Raw genomic sequence first — 13,550 nt, forward strand, 5'->3', positions numbered from 1 at the left:
CACCGTGCCGCCCGCACCGCCCGCACCGTGCCGCCGCACGCACCGCACCGCCCGCACCGGCCGTGCCGCCCGCACCGTCCGCACTGCCCGCACCGTGCCGCCGCACGCACCGCACCGTGCCGCCGCACGCGGCAAAGCCGCCCGCCGCTCCGCTCCGAGAGGAAGCGATCCGCATGCTCGACCACCTCGTCCAGGCCGCAACCGTCGTCGACGGCACCGGCGCTCCCTCCTACCGCGCCGACGTCGGCATACGCGACGGCCGCATCGCGGTCATAGCCGAGCCCGGCAAGGCGGCCGCCGCGCACCCCGCCCGTACGTATCGGAACGCCGACGGCCTCGTCCTCGCTCCCGGCTTCGTGGACCCGCACACCCACTACGACGCCCAGCTGTTCTGGGACCCGTACGCCACCCCGTCCATGAACCACGGCGTCACCACCGTCGCCGGCGGCAACTGCGGCTTCACACTCGCCCCGCTCAACCCGGAACGCCCGGAAGACGCCGACTACACACGCCGCATGATGGCCAAGGTCGAGGGCATGTCGCTCGTTGCCCTCGAAAGGGGCGCGCCGTGGACCTGGCACACCTTCGGCGAGTACCTCGACGCCCTCGACGGCCGCACCGCAGTCAACGCGGGCTTCATGGTGGGCCACTGCGCGCTGCGCCGCCATGTCATGGGGCCGGACGCGATCGGCGGGCGGCCCACGCCCGCGCAGCTGGAGGCGATGGTCCGCCTGCTCCATGAGGCGATGGACGCCGGCGCCTGGGGCCTGTCGACGACCCAGTCGTCCACCCACTCCGACGGCGACGGCCGGCCCGTCGCCTCCCGCCACGCCCGCCCCGACGAACTCCTCGCGCTGTCGCGGGCCGTCGCCGACCACGAGGGCACCCAGCTGGAAGCGATCGTCGGGGGCTGTCTGGACCGGTTCTCGGACGACGAGATCGACCTCCTGGTGGAGATGAGCGCCGCCGCCGGACGGCCCCTCAACTGGAACGTGCTGACCATCGACGCCGCCGTTCCCGACCGCGTACCGCGTCAGCTCGCGGCCTCCGAGCGCGCCCGCAAGGCCGGCGGCCGCATCGTCGCGCTGACCATGCCGATCCTCACGCCCATGAACATGTCGCTGGGCACGTTCTGCGCGCTCAACCTGATCCCCGGCTGGGGCGAGATCCTCGGCCTTCCCGTCCCCGAGCGGATCGCGAAGCTCCGCGATCCCGCCGTCCGCGCCGGGATGCTGAAGCGGGCCGACTCCGAGGAGGCGGGCGTCTTCCGCCGCCTCGCGCACTTCGGCCGGTACGTCGTCGGCGACACCTACAGCGCGGAGAACGAGGGCCTGACCGGCCGGGTCGTCGGCGACATCGCCGCAGAACGAGGCCAGGACCCCTTCCACGCCCTCGTGGAGATCTGCGCCCACGACGAACTGCGCACCGTGCTGTGGCCGATGCCCGCCGACAACGACCCGGATTCCTGGGAGCTGCGCCGCCGGACCTGGCAGCACGAGGACGTGCTGCTCGGGGGCTCCGACGCGGGCGCGCATCTGGACCGGATGTGCGGCGCTCCGTACACCACGCGCTTCCTCGGGGACTGTCTGCGCGGCCGCAGGCTGGTCGGCCTCGAAGAGGCGGTGCGGATGCTCACCGACGACCCGGCGCGGCTCTTCGGTCTGCGCGAACGCGGCCGCATCCAGGAGGGCTTCCACGCCGACCTCGTGCTGTTCGACCCGGAGCGCATCGACGCGGGCCCGGCCACGCTCGTCCACGACCTTCCCGGCGACAGCCCGCGCCTGGACGCCCGCGCCGTCGGCATCGCCTCCGTCTGCGTCAACGGGGTGGAGACCGTGCGGAACGACCGGGTGACGGGCGCGATCCCCGGCAGGGTGCTGCGCTCCGGCCGTGACACCGGGACGGTGGCCACCCGATGACCCCTGAGCCCCTGACAGAATCCCTGGCGGAATCCCTGGCGGAACCTCTGACAGAGCGCCTGTTCATCGGCGGCGAGCGGGTGGCGCCGGACGACGGCTGGTACGAGGTGGTCAACCCGGCCACCGAGGAGGTCGTCGGCCTCGCCCCCGAGGCGAGCCGCGCCCAGGTCCATGCGGCCGCGGCCGCCGCGAAGGACGCCTTCGCCGTCTGGTCCCGCACCCGCCCCGAGGAACGGGCCGCGGTCCTCGACCGGGCGGCGGACCTCATCCAGGGGGAGTCGGAGGCGTACACCCGGCTCGCCGTCGCGGAGTCCGGCGCGACGACCGCGACGGCGCGCGGCATGCAGGTGGCGGTCGCCGCGGCCCGCTTCCGCCGGTATGCCAAGGGCGCGCTGGAGCCCGTGGAGCAGCCGCTGCCGCCGCAGATCAGCGCGGCGGGGCCGATGGGGAAGGCGGGGGTGCTCGGCGCGCTGGCGGTGCGCCGCCCGGTGGGCGTGGTCGCATGCATCACCTCGTACAACAACCCCTGGGCCAACCCGGCGGGGAAGATCGCCCCGGCCCTGGCCATGGGCAACACGGTCGTGGTCAAGCCCGCCCCGCAGGACCCGCTGTCCGTCTATGCGATGGCCCGCGCGCTGGCGGCGGCCGGGGCCCCGCCCGGTGTGGTGAACGTGGTCACCGGCTCCGGCGCCGCTGCGGGGGAGGCGGCCGTCGACTGCCCGGACGTCGACATGGTCAGCTTCACCGGCTCCACGGCGGTCGGCCGGCGCATCGGCGAGGTCTGCGGCCGGACGATGAAGCGGCAGCTGATGGAGCTGGGCGGCAAGGGTGCGGCGCTGGTCTTCGACGACGCCGACCTGGACTCGGCGGTGCGCGGCATCGGCACGACCTTCTCCTTCTACAGCGGTCAGATCTGCACGGCCCCGACGCGGGTCATCGCGCACCGCGCCGTGTACGGCCGGCTGGTGGAGCGCCTTGCCGCCTATGCGTCCCGGTTGAAGGCCGGGGATCCGACGGAGCCGGACACGGTCGTCGGCCCGCTGATCTCCGCGGCTCACCGGGACCGTGTGGAGTCGTATGTCGAGTCGGGGAGGAAGGAGGGCGCACGGCTGGTCGCGGGCGGCGAGCGGCCCGGCAGCCCGGAGCGGGGCTTCCATGTGGCCCCGGCGCTCTTCGCGGACTGTACGGGTGGGATGCGGGTGGTGCGGGAGGAGATCTTCGGCCCGGTCGTGGTGGTGCTGCCGTTCGAGGACGAGGAGGAGGCCGTCGCGCTCGCGGGCGACACCGAGTACGGCCTGATCGACTACGTCTGGTCGGGTGATGTGGCGCGCGCCTTCCGGGTGGCGGGGCGGCTGAGGTCCGGCGGGGTGGGGGTGAACACGGTGGGCCGGAACATGGAGGCCCCCTTCGGCGGGTTCAAGCAGAGCGGGGTCGGCCGGGACGTGGGGTCGTACGCACTGCACGCGTACAGCGAACTGCAGGCACTGGTCTGGCCGGGCTGACCGTTGCCGGTCGTCTGGTGACGCACCTCACAGGGAAATCCGAAAACCGACATTTCGGCCGAGTGCTGCGATTCTCGCATCGCGGAAAAGTGGCCGCGGGGCCTTCTGGATATCGGTAAAATTCGGCCGAATGTCCATCTATTCGTAGGTGTATCCTTGGAATTTCCTAGGATTTCAAGGATCAAGTAAAAGGGTTCCAAGCCTTCGAATATGGAAATCGCAGCGCCTACCGTCCTGCCCATGACTGAGCTGCAGGCACGGCCCCAGGCCGGAGACACGGCAAGGGGCGTCGCGGGACCCGCCCCGGCCGCCGCCGAGGGCGGTGTACGAGGAGGCGTCCGCGAGGGCGTGCGCGAGAAGGGCCTCGGAGGCAACTCCGTAGGCCTGATGGGCGGGGCCGTCATCGGCGTCTCCACCGTCGCGCCCGTCTACTGCCTGACCTCCACGCTCGGCCCCACGGTCGGCGAGGTCGGGCTCCAGATGCCCGCGATCTTCCTGGCCGGCTTTCTGCCGATGCTGCTCGTCGCCTTCGCCTACCGCGAGCTGAACAAGGCGGTCCCGGACTGCGGCACCTCCTTCACCTGGTCGGTGAAGGCGTTCGGCCCGCATGTGGGCTGGCTCTGCGGCTGGGGCCTGCTGGTCGCCACCGTCGTCGTGCTGTCCAACCTCGCCGGAGTGGCCACCTCCTTCTTCTGGCTCACCGCGGGCGAGATCACCGGCAGCGCGGACATCGCCGCTCTCGACGGCGACAAGGCCGTCCACATCCTCACCACTCTGGTCTTCATCGCCATCGCCACGGCGATCAGCTATCGCGGGATCACCGCCACCAAGTGGGTCCAGTACGCCCTGGTCGGCCTCCAGCTCACCGTCATCGTCCTCTTCGCCGCCATGGCGATCGCCAAGTCCGGCGAGGTCGCCGGCGCCCTCGACTTCTCCCTCTCCTGGATGAACCCCTTCGGCGTCGAGTCCTTCACCGCCTTCACCGCCGGGCTCTCCCTCTCGATCTTCATCTACTGGGGCTGGGACACCTGTCTGTCCGTCAACGAGGAGAGCGTCGGCAGCGACCGCACCCCCGGCCGTGCGGCGCTGCTCGCCATCGTCGTGATCGTCGCCTCGTATCTGCTGGTCGCCGTCGCGGTCCAGATGTACGCGGGCATCGGCGAGAGCGGCCTCGGCCTGGGCAACCCGGACACCTCCGACAACGTCTTCGCCGTCCTCGCAGGCCCGATCATGGGCTCCGGCCTCGGCGTCCTGCTCTTCGTCGCGGTCCTGGCCTCCGCGGCGGCCAGCCTCCAGACGACGTTCATCCCCGTCGCCCGCACGGCGCTGGCGATGAGCGCCTACGAGGCGATGCCGGCCTCCTTCGCCAAGGTCCACCCGCGCTTCAAGACCCCCGGCCGCGCCACCGTCATCGCCGGCGTCGCCACCGGCGTCTTCTATGCGGTCATGACGCTGATCAGCGAGAACGTCCTGGTCGACACCATCTACGCCCTCGGCTTGATGATCTGCTTCTACTACTCGATCACGGCTTTCGCCTGCGTCTGGTACTTCCGCCGCGAGCTGCGCTCCTCCACCCGCGACCTCTTCGTCAAGGGCATCCTGCCGGGGCTCGGCGGACTGATGCTCGCGGCCGTCTTCGTCCAGACCCTCAAGGACATGTGGGACCCGGCGTACGGCAGCGGCAGCTCCGTCCTCGGCATGGGCAGCGTCTTCGTCATCGGTGTCGGGCTGCTGCTCCTGGGTGTGGCGCTGATGTTGGTGATGCAGAAGCGGAGCCCGGCGTTCTTCCGGGGTGAGGTGCTCACCAAGGAGACTCCGGCGCTGACGGTCGCGGACTGAGCCGCCGCCGCGTTTCACGACGGGTCCAGCGGGTCTGACGGGTCCGGCGGGTCGTACGGGGTCCATCAGGGTCGACGGGGCCCGCGGGGCATGCGGGGCCCGCAGGTCGTACGGGGCCTGCGGGCCCGCGGGTTGTACGGGGCCTGCGGGCCCGCGGGTTGTACGGGGCCCGCGGGTCGTACGGGGCCCGCGGAGCTACGGAGTCCGCGGGTCGTACGGGGCCCGCGGAGCTACGGAGTCCACGGGTCGTACGGGGCCCGCGGGACTACGGGATCAGGGAGTTCCGCACTTCGGTCACCACGGTGTCGAAGGGCGGGGCTCCCAGTTCCTTCGCCGCCGGCAGAACGGCCCCCTCCAGGAACGCACGGAGGTGCTCCTCGGACTCCCATACGTCGATGACCTGCCAGCCGCCGCCCTCGCGGGGCCCGGCGAAGTGGGCGACCAGCCCTGAGGGCGGGTTCTGGGGGTCGGGGATCGCACGCTCCAATGTCCCGAGGTAGAGCTCCTCGTTCCAGTCGGGGCTCTGGTTGTGCGCAAGAATCGCCATGTCCCTCTCCTTGCGATTGTGCGTATGGCGGCCTGCCGTCAGCCTGCGTCCCCCGGAGGGGCCCCGCCACGCCTGGTCGGCAGGCGGGTGAAGCGCCGGCCATGCGCACGGGTGCGCGTGGCCGGACCCGACGGCCGCTCTTTGGGGCGGCGGAGACGTGACGGATGCCGTCGCACGGTTGACTGCGGCAAACCGCCCGGTAACCAGCACTGACCCGGCTGGAGCGACCAGCCGTCGGCGTCGTCCGGCCGACGGCGCAGCTCCTCGTCGTGTTCGATTTGTTACGCACGGCACTTGAAGACCTCCCCGTGGACCGTGGATGATCGATCGCTCCGGCGCCCCTGAAAGGACGCGGGAGCTCCCTGGCCTCACCCGTGCCACGGTGCCGCGCCCGGCGTAGCCGATCGAAATCCGATGGGCCCTCAGAGTCGGCTGCCGCGTGTCCTGCTCTCTCCGGGCATGCCTCCCTCCCCCGTACGAGGACCTGATGACACAACACATACCGGGGGCGGTGGTCTGGTGCCTCGCCGTGGTCACGTTCGTCGGACTGCTGCTTCTGATACGCCAGCACCGGATCACCGCCGCCCTACGCCGTCGACTGAGACTTCACGAAGCCGCACTGTCCGCCCGCGACGAGGAGATACGGCACCTCGCGGAGACCCGGCTCCCCGCGCTGGTGAAGGCGTCCCGTGACGCAGACGCAACGCCCGTGCCGGGACGGCCACTCGACGCGGAGCTCGCGGCAACGCCGTACGGGAGGAGCCTGCAGAGGATCGTCGACCAGCTCTCCGGCGTCGGCGAGGCCGCCCGGCTGCGGGCGGACAAGTCCGCGAAATCGACGCTGAAGACGACGATGCGCGCTCTGCAGGCACTGGCCAGTGAGCAGCAGCTGTCGATCTCGGAGATGCAGGGCCGGCACGACGACCCCGATGTGCTCCAGGACCTCCTGGAAGTCGACCACGCCAACGCGCAGTTCGGCCGGAGGGCCCAGGCCGTCGCAGTGCTCTGCGGCTCATGGCCCGGACGGCAGCGGGCGGCGTCGCCGCTGCTCGAGGTGGTACGCGGCGCGACGTCGAGAATCCGGGACTACCGGCGCATCGAGGTGCACTCCCGGGTGGACATGGACGTGGTGAGCCGGGCTGTCGAGCCGGTGGTCCTCGCGGTCGCGGAGCTGCTGGACAACGCGGCGCGGCACTCCCAGCCCAACACCAAGGTCGAGGTGGGCATCCGGCCGGCGCACAACGGCGTCAGCATCGTCGTCGACGACGCAGGCATCGGCATGGACGCGGGCGAAGCCGATGAAGCCGCCCGGCGTCTGTCCGGCCGGGAGGACATCGACATCCACCGACTCGGCGACCCGCCGCAGTTCGGCTTCGCCGTGATCGGCGTCCTTGCCGCCCGCTATGGCTTCCGGGTCTCCGTGGACATGCAGTCGCCGTACGGCGGCGTGCGGGCGGTGCTGTTCCTCCCCGACGTCCTCCTCAACCGTGTGCGGTTCATGGGGCCGCCGATCCCCGTGCAGGGAGCGGAGGCGCAGCCCGCCTCCCCGTCTCCCTCCCGCGTGGAGGCCGGAGCAGCAGCGGATGCCGTACCCCGGGCCGGAGCCGTACCCGGAGCCGTACCCGGAGCCGGAGCCGGAGCCGTACCCGGAGCCCGAGAGGCCGGGGAAGCCCCGGCGGCCCGAGCGGGTACCGCCGCCCCGGAAGCCGCCGCACGCCCCGGACCGCCCGCGGAGCCCTCCCCCGAAGCGGGGTCGGCGGCGCCGTCCGCCGCGGGAGGTCTGCCCAAGCGCCGCAGACGCAGCCCGCTGCGTCAGGAGACCGACGCCTCCCCGGCCCCGGCCCGCCCCGGTTCTCAGCTCGCCCGTCCGCCCGCCGAGGCCGCCTCCCGCATGGGCGCGTTCGCCCGCGGCACCCGCTCCGGCCGCGACGCCTCCACCGACAGCGAAGGAAACGCCGCGCAATGACCAGCCCCGTGACCAACGAACTCGGATGGATGCTGGACGAGGTCCTGAGAGTCCCCGAAGCCCGCCACGCGATTCTGCTCTCCTCGGACGGCATGCTCCGCGCCCACTCCAAGGACATCGACCGCAACGAGGCCGAGCGGCAGGCCGCGGCGCTGTGCGGGTTGCAGTCGATCAGTCGGAGCACGGCCGAGTTCTGCGCGGAGGAGACGTCTCCGTGGCAGCAGACGCTGGTCGAGTTCGTCGACGGCTACGTCTTCCTGGTGGCGGCCGGCCCGGGCGCGTACCTGGCGGTCTCCGCCGGTCAGGACGTCGACATGGAAGCCGTCACCTACAGCATGCACAAACTGGTCGACCGGCTCGGCAGGGAGATGACCTCCCCGCCGCGGCTGACCTCGGAGGCGGTCGCACCAGACGGCGCCGGCACGGCATGACTCCGTCACGACCGGGGCGGGACAGAGGACTCGTACGGCCGTATGTCATCACGGAGGGCCGCGCTCATCCGACACGCAACACGGTGGACCTGGTCACGCTGGTGACGGCGGTACGCGACCGCCCCCTGAACTCGCTGAACCCCGAGAAGCGACGGGTCATGGAACTGTGCGGAGGAGGAGCCCTGTCGGTCGCCGAAGTCGCCGCCCACCTCTCTCTGGCGGTGAGCGTCACCAAGGTTCTGCTCAGCGACCTCATCGACAGCGGCCATCTCACCGTCCGGCCCCCGATCCCCAAGGCACAACTTCCCGACGCCCGGCTCCTGCAGGAGGTGCTCCATGGGCTCCGCTCCCGTTTCTGACCCGGTCTACGTCCCCGACACGGTCCAGACCGCGGTCAAGATCCTGGTCGTCGGCCACTTCGCCGTCGGCAAGACCACGTTCGTCGGAACCCTCTCCGAGATCCGCCCGCTGCGCACCGAGGAGACGATGACGCAGGCCGGCGAACTCGTCGACGACCTCGCTGGAGTCCCCGGCAAGACGACGACGACCGTCGCGATGGACTTCGGCCGCATCACGCTCAGCGAGTCCCTGGTGCTGTATCTCTTCGGAGCGCCCGGGCAGAAACGCTTCACCGGGCTGTTGAACGACATGCTGCACGGTGCGCTCGGCGCCCTGGTGCTCGCCGACACCCGAAGACTTGACCACTCCTTCGACATCATGGGCCTGTTGGAAGAGCACGGTGTGCCGTACGCGGTGGCCGTCAACCAGTTCGAGGGCGCACCGGCCTTCCCGGAGGCGGACATCCGCGAGGCCCTCGACCTGCTTCCGGAAACCCCGCTGGTCGTATGCGATGCGCGGGAGGCCGCGTCCTCGGCCGGAGCGCTGATCTCCCTCGTCGAGTACCTGCAGACCCGCACACCCTGGGAGCAAGGATGACGACACCCCGATCCACGTCCGAGACGGCGCCTCCGGGCTGCCCGGCGCACGCGAGCGCGCCCACGGCAGAGCGCCTGTACGGCGCGGAGTTCGCCGCCGACCCCATGGCCTCGTACACCCGGCTGCGCGCCCGCGGCTCCCTCGCGCCCGTGGAGATTGCCCCCGGTGTCCACGCCTGGCTGGTGACCGGCTACGACAGAGCACTGGAGGTGCTGCGCAGTCCGGAGCGCTTCTCCAAGGACCCGCGGCGCTGGCGGGCCCTCGCCGACGGGACGGTGCCGCCGGACAGCCCGGTCGTGCCCATGATGATGTATCGGCCGAACGCCCTGTGGACCGACGGACAAGAGCACAGCAGACTGCGCGGCGCCATCACCGACAGCCTCGGCCGCGTCGACCCCGACGCGCTCAGGGGATACGTCGAGCAGATCGCGGACACGCTGATCGACCGGATCGGGCCCGAGGGGCGGGCGGATCTGCTCTCCGAGTACGCCGCCGTCCTGCCCCTGCTGGTCTTCAACCGGCTCTTCGGCTGCCCACCGGACATCGGGGACAAGCTGGTCGAAGGCATGTCCGGGATCTTCGACGCCGACGCCGACTCGGAGAAGGCGAACGCGGTGTTGACCGAGGGCGTCGCCGAGCTGGTCGCCCTCAAGCGGAGAGAGCCGGGACCGGACGTGTCGTCCTGGCTGATGGCGCATCCGGCCCGGCTCACGGACGAGGAGATGATGCACCAGCTGGTGGTCCTCATGGGCGCGGGCACCGAGCCGCAGCAGAACCTGATCTGCAACGGGCTGCGGCTGCTGCTGTCCGACGACCGCTTCGCCGGCGACCTCGCGGGCGGCAGCATGCCCGTCGACGACGCCATCGACGAGGTGCTGTGGACCGACCCCCCGCTGGCGAACTACGCCATTCACTATCCGCTCCGCGACATGGAGATCGAGGGGAACCTCGTATATGAAGGCACCCCTCTTCTGATCAGCCTGGCAGCCGCCAACACCGGCACCGGCCTCTCCGGCGACCGCCGGGCCGGAAACCGCGCGCATCTCGCGTGGAGTGCGGGCCCGCACACCTGTCCGGCGAAGGGCCCCGCCCGGCTGATCGCCGCAGCCGCGCTGGAGAAGCTCCTCGACCGGCTGCCCGACATCGAACTGGCCGTCCCGGCAGCGGACCTGCGCTGGCGGCCGGGCCCCTTCCACCGGGCGCTCGTCTCCCTGCCCGTGCGCTTCCCGCCGATCCGCGCACTCCTGCCCGACCGAGTGCGCTGACCTCCGCCGACGCGGCCGGTCAGCGGTAGCGGACCAGCCCACTGGTGTCGAACGTCCACCGCCCGGCGGGCACGGTGTCCCCGAACTCGTACGGAACCGAGGACGAGCTTCACTTCCCCGTCCGTCGTCTCCACCTTCCAGCCCTTCTCGAGCTGCTCGGCATAGTCGGAGACATGGTCGACCACTTCGCGCATGCGCTTGATCTGCTCGGGGCTCATGCCGCTCACGGTGTCCTCCCACGGGGATGCACCGGTCAGCCTAACCGCGGAGTCGGGCGCTTGTGTCACAGCGCGCGTGTGCGTGGCCAAGGGCATATCCGCCATCGGAGTTGGCTCTGATCACCCCTGTGGGTGACGGCAGCCCTAACGCCGCTCCGCGCGTTCCGTCTGCCGAGGCCGGCCCGTCGCCGCCGCGGCCGCGCCGGTGAGCCACAGCAGCACGGCCACGACGGCGGCGGGCGTACTGGAGGCCGTGTGGAGCGACCAGGCCCATGGCTCCGGTGTGTTGTCGGCGGCCACACCCAGCAGCAGCGTCGGCCCGAACACCGCGAGCGGCAGCAGCCAGGCCAGCCCGCTGCCGAAGAGCCGGGCGCTGAGCATGCCCAGACCCAGATAGCCCACGACGTTCCGGGCCGCCGCCCCGAAGACCTCCGCGGTCGCACCGGTGAGCAGCGGCAGTGCGGTCAGCCCTGCCGCCAGGGCGAGCAGCACCGCCAGATAGGCGGCACGGTGGCGGCTCATGGGCTGGGCGGCGGTCTCCTCCAGGTCGGCCATGGGGGAGAACAGCGTGGTGGCGAGGACCACCGCGTGGGCGAGCGGCACGACTTCGGCCACCGGCACGCTGAAGTCCACCAGATAGCGGAACTGCGGCACGGCGACCCGCTGCGCGGAGAACGCCGTCGCCGCCAGGGCCACCAGCAGCGCGACCCCCGCCGCCCGGTGCAGTCCGCGGCAGCGCGCAAAGGCGAGCACGGCCCTCACGCCGGGGCTCCCCTGCCATGCATCGCGCCGGTCACCGGGGCAGCTCGGGAACGGGACGGCAGGCGCGGATCGCGTCCGCCGCCCCCTCGATCCACGCGTCTTCGCGTGCACGCGGCGCGCCGGCAACGCGTTCCAGCGCACTGCCGAACTGCTCGCCGTAGTACTCCGCCGGCGCGCCGACGCGCCCGCGGACGACGGCTTCGAAGAGGAACGTGTCCGGGTAGCCGCCGGCCTCCTTGAGCAGATGGGGCTCGCAGTGCGGGGAGTCCGGCTGCGGCAGCGCGGCCGTGAACATGCTGTCCACCAGGTCGGCCTCGGTCACCGCGGGCGACATCAGGGACAGCTCGGCGCCGTAGGGGGACGCGGGACGCTTCAGACCGCTCGCATAGAAGCTGCGGTTGAGGCCCTTCAAACCGCCGAGCCCCGAGTCGACCGCCCGGACGGCCGCGCGGGCCCGCGGCAGCAGATGGCGGTCCTGAGGCCACAGGCACACCTCGGTCCGGCCGCTGTCAGCGCACACCGGTCGCTCCGGCTGCGCCCTGCGCACCGCCCAGTACGAGTCGGGCGCGGGAGCCGCGAGGGCCGTCAGCGTGCCGCCCGCGAGGAGCGCGGCTGCCGTGAGCGCCCCCACCGCCAGCGGCCGCGGGGCGAGCGCGGCGCGCCGCCACAGCGCGGGCAGGCCGGGCAGCAGCAGGGCGAGAGCCGCACACCAGACGACGGCGAGCAGCATCCTCGCCGTGTTCGGCGTGAACTCCGGCCCCCAGAACTCGTCGACGGCGGGAAACAGCTTGTCGAGCGCCGTGCCGGGAACGAACGCGACGAAGACGAAGAGCCCGTACCAGAAGATCCCGGCGAACGGAGCCACCACCCGGGACGGCAGCGCCGACCCGATCGCGATCCCCGCGGCGATCTCCAGGCCGAGCATCCCGGCCCCGAGCAGCAGCGGCGTCCACGACGGCTCACTGACCTCGCTGACCTGCGCGGTCCGCGAGAACGCCACGGCGATCAGCACGACGTACGCAAACAGCGCCCACAGCCACACCGCGAGCCACAGCAGCAGCGCCTGCGCCCAGCCGCCGCGTGGAGCGGCATCCGCCCAGTCCCTCGTCCGGTGGCGGAAGGCGCGGCCGGCGGCCCAGGCGGCAGCGGCGCTCATCACCGAGCCCATCACGATCACCGCGAAGAGCTGGACGACCAGACTGGTCTGGGTCCACCAGCCGATCCAGTCGCTGTCGGCCGGACTCCCGGAGAGCAGGTAGTAGACGCCGACGGCGCCCATGAGCAGGGCCGCCCACTTCGCCTCGCCGCGCCGCATCTCCGTCAGCAGCACACGCATCAGGTCGTCACCGCGCCCGCTCCGGCCAGATGCAGATACCCGGCCTCGACAGCGGAACCGTCGACCGCGCCGTCGCCGCTCTCTCCGTCGTCCCCGTAGTCCGCTCGGGGCAGCGCGCACAGTTGGGCCACCGTCCCGGTGAAGCGGACGCTTCCCTCAAGGAGGACGGCGACCCGGCCGCAGACATGGGCCACGTCCTCGGCGAGGTGCGTGCTCATCACCACGGCACACCGCTCGCCCAGTTCGGTGATAAGGGTCCGGAATCCCACACGCTGGGCCGGGTCCAGGCCGACGGTCGGCTCGTCGAGGAGCACCAGAGCAGGTTCGTTCACCATGGCCTGGGCGATGCCGACGCGCCTGAGCATGCCGCCGGACAGCGCCCCCATCCGGGCGTCCGCGTGCTTCTCCATCTGCACCAGGTGCAGCGCCTCACGGGCCCGCTCCCGCCGCCGGGCGGCGGGCACCCTGCGCAGCCATGCCGCGTACTCGGTGAACTCCAGGACGGTGAAGCGCGGATAGAACCCGAACGACTGCGGAAGCACACCGATCCGTTCCCGCACGCGCCGCGCCCGCGACGCACGCCCCGGCGTCTCCTCCCCGAGCAGGGCGACCGCACCGGAGTTTGGCCTGCGGGCGGTGCTCAGCACAGACAACAAGGTGCTCTTGCCTGCTCCGTTGGGCCCCAGAAGCCCGGTGACCCCGGAGCGGAATTCAAGGGAGACGTCGTCCAGGGCGGTCGTGGACCCGTACCGCACGGTCACGCCCGCGACCGCCGCGACCGGCTGGGAGCCGGCCGCGGCGGCGCTGTTGCGAGTGGTCATGTGCCGCC

General features: G+C 71.7%; 12 protein-coding genes. 8 read left to right on the forward strand and 4 right to left on the reverse strand.

Annotated elements, in window-relative coordinates:
* Nucleotides 1–173: 173 nt before the first annotated feature.
* The 3 genes from QCN29_RS09365 to QCN29_RS09375 all read left to right on the forward strand — a co-directional run bounded on the left by QCN29_RS09365 (nucleotide 174) and on the right by QCN29_RS09375 (nucleotide 5,260).
* Nucleotides 174–1,919, forward strand: a complete 1,746-nt coding sequence (locus tag QCN29_RS09365) for an N-acyl-D-amino-acid deacylase family protein (RefSeq protein WP_279927459.1) — start codon at nucleotides 174–176, stop codon at nucleotides 1,917–1,919.
* A complete protein-coding gene (locus tag QCN29_RS09370) occupies nucleotides 1,916–3,421 on the forward strand; it encodes an aldehyde dehydrogenase family protein (RefSeq protein ID WP_279927282.1) in 1,506 nt (501 codons plus the stop codon). The genes QCN29_RS09365 and QCN29_RS09370 overlap by 4 nt, the downstream gene beginning before the upstream one ends.
* A gap of 240 nt (nucleotides 3,422–3,661) precedes the next feature.
* Nucleotides 3,662–5,260: an APC family permease gene (locus QCN29_RS09375; protein ID WP_279927284.1), complete on the forward strand. Its 1,599-nt coding sequence runs from the start codon at nucleotides 3,662–3,664 to the stop codon at nucleotides 5,258–5,260.
* A gap of 265 nt (nucleotides 5,261–5,525) precedes the next feature.
* On the opposite strand, the gene QCN29_RS09380 is transcribed toward QCN29_RS09375, so the two are convergent.
* On the reverse strand, nucleotides 5,526–5,807 hold the full coding sequence (locus QCN29_RS09380) for a hypothetical protein (protein ID WP_279927285.1): 282 nt from the start codon (nucleotides 5,805–5,807) through the stop codon (nucleotides 5,526–5,528).
* A 487-nt stretch (nucleotides 5,808–6,294) separates the two neighbouring features.
* Between QCN29_RS09380 and QCN29_RS09385 the strand changes: the two genes are divergently transcribed.
* The 5 genes from QCN29_RS09385 to QCN29_RS09405 are packed head-to-tail and all read left to right on the forward strand — an operon-like array spanning nucleotide 6,295 to nucleotide 10,405.
* Nucleotides 6,295–7,773, forward strand: a complete 1,479-nt coding sequence (locus QCN29_RS09385; RefSeq protein WP_279927286.1) for an ATP-binding protein — start codon at nucleotides 6,295–6,297, stop codon at nucleotides 7,771–7,773.
* Nucleotides 7,770–8,204 (forward strand): roadblock/LC7 domain-containing protein, encoded by a 435-nt coding sequence (locus QCN29_RS09390; protein WP_240138965.1) that lies wholly within the window; start codon nucleotides 7,770–7,772, stop codon nucleotides 8,202–8,204. Before QCN29_RS09385 ends, QCN29_RS09390 begins: the two co-directional genes overlap by 4 nt.
* Nucleotides 8,201–8,563, forward strand: a complete 363-nt coding sequence (locus tag QCN29_RS09395) for a DUF742 domain-containing protein (RefSeq protein WP_240138963.1) — start codon at nucleotides 8,201–8,203, stop codon at nucleotides 8,561–8,563. Before QCN29_RS09390 ends, QCN29_RS09395 begins: the two co-directional genes overlap by 4 nt.
* The gene (locus QCN29_RS09400) at nucleotides 8,541–9,140 is read left to right on the forward strand and encodes a GTP-binding protein (RefSeq protein WP_240138962.1); all 600 of its coding nucleotides are present in this window, start codon (nucleotides 8,541–8,543) and stop codon (nucleotides 9,138–9,140) included. Before QCN29_RS09395 ends, QCN29_RS09400 begins: the two co-directional genes overlap by 23 nt.
* Nucleotides 9,137–10,405 (forward strand): cytochrome P450, encoded by a 1,269-nt coding sequence (locus tag QCN29_RS09405; RefSeq protein WP_240138961.1) that lies wholly within the window; start codon nucleotides 9,137–9,139, stop codon nucleotides 10,403–10,405. The genes QCN29_RS09400 and QCN29_RS09405 overlap by 4 nt, the downstream gene beginning before the upstream one ends.
* A gap of 362 nt (nucleotides 10,406–10,767) precedes the next feature.
* On the opposite strand, the gene QCN29_RS09410 is transcribed toward QCN29_RS09405, so the two are convergent.
* Genes QCN29_RS09410 through QCN29_RS09420 form a run of 3 tightly spaced genes read right to left on the reverse strand, consistent with a single transcriptional unit; the run spans nucleotide 10,768 to nucleotide 13,542 of the window.
* A complete protein-coding gene (locus tag QCN29_RS09410; RefSeq protein WP_279927289.1) occupies nucleotides 10,768–11,385 on the reverse strand; it encodes a hypothetical protein in 618 nt (205 codons plus the stop codon).
* A gap of 31 nt (nucleotides 11,386–11,416) precedes the next feature.
* The gene (locus QCN29_RS09415) at nucleotides 11,417–12,721 is read right to left on the reverse strand and encodes a hypothetical protein (protein ID WP_279927290.1); all 1,305 of its coding nucleotides are present in this window, start codon (nucleotides 12,719–12,721) and stop codon (nucleotides 11,417–11,419) included.
* Nucleotides 12,721–13,542: an ATP-binding cassette domain-containing protein gene (locus tag QCN29_RS09420; protein ID WP_279927291.1), complete on the reverse strand. Its 822-nt coding sequence runs from the start codon at nucleotides 13,540–13,542 to the stop codon at nucleotides 12,721–12,723. The genes QCN29_RS09415 and QCN29_RS09420 overlap by 1 nt, the downstream gene beginning before the upstream one ends.
* Between the last annotated feature and the right edge of the window lie 8 nt (nucleotides 13,543–13,550).

It is taken from the genome of Streptomyces chengmaiensis (assembly GCF_029846775.1).
GTDB lineage: Bacteria > Actinomycetota > Actinomycetes > Streptomycetales > Streptomycetaceae > Streptomyces > Streptomyces chengmaiensis.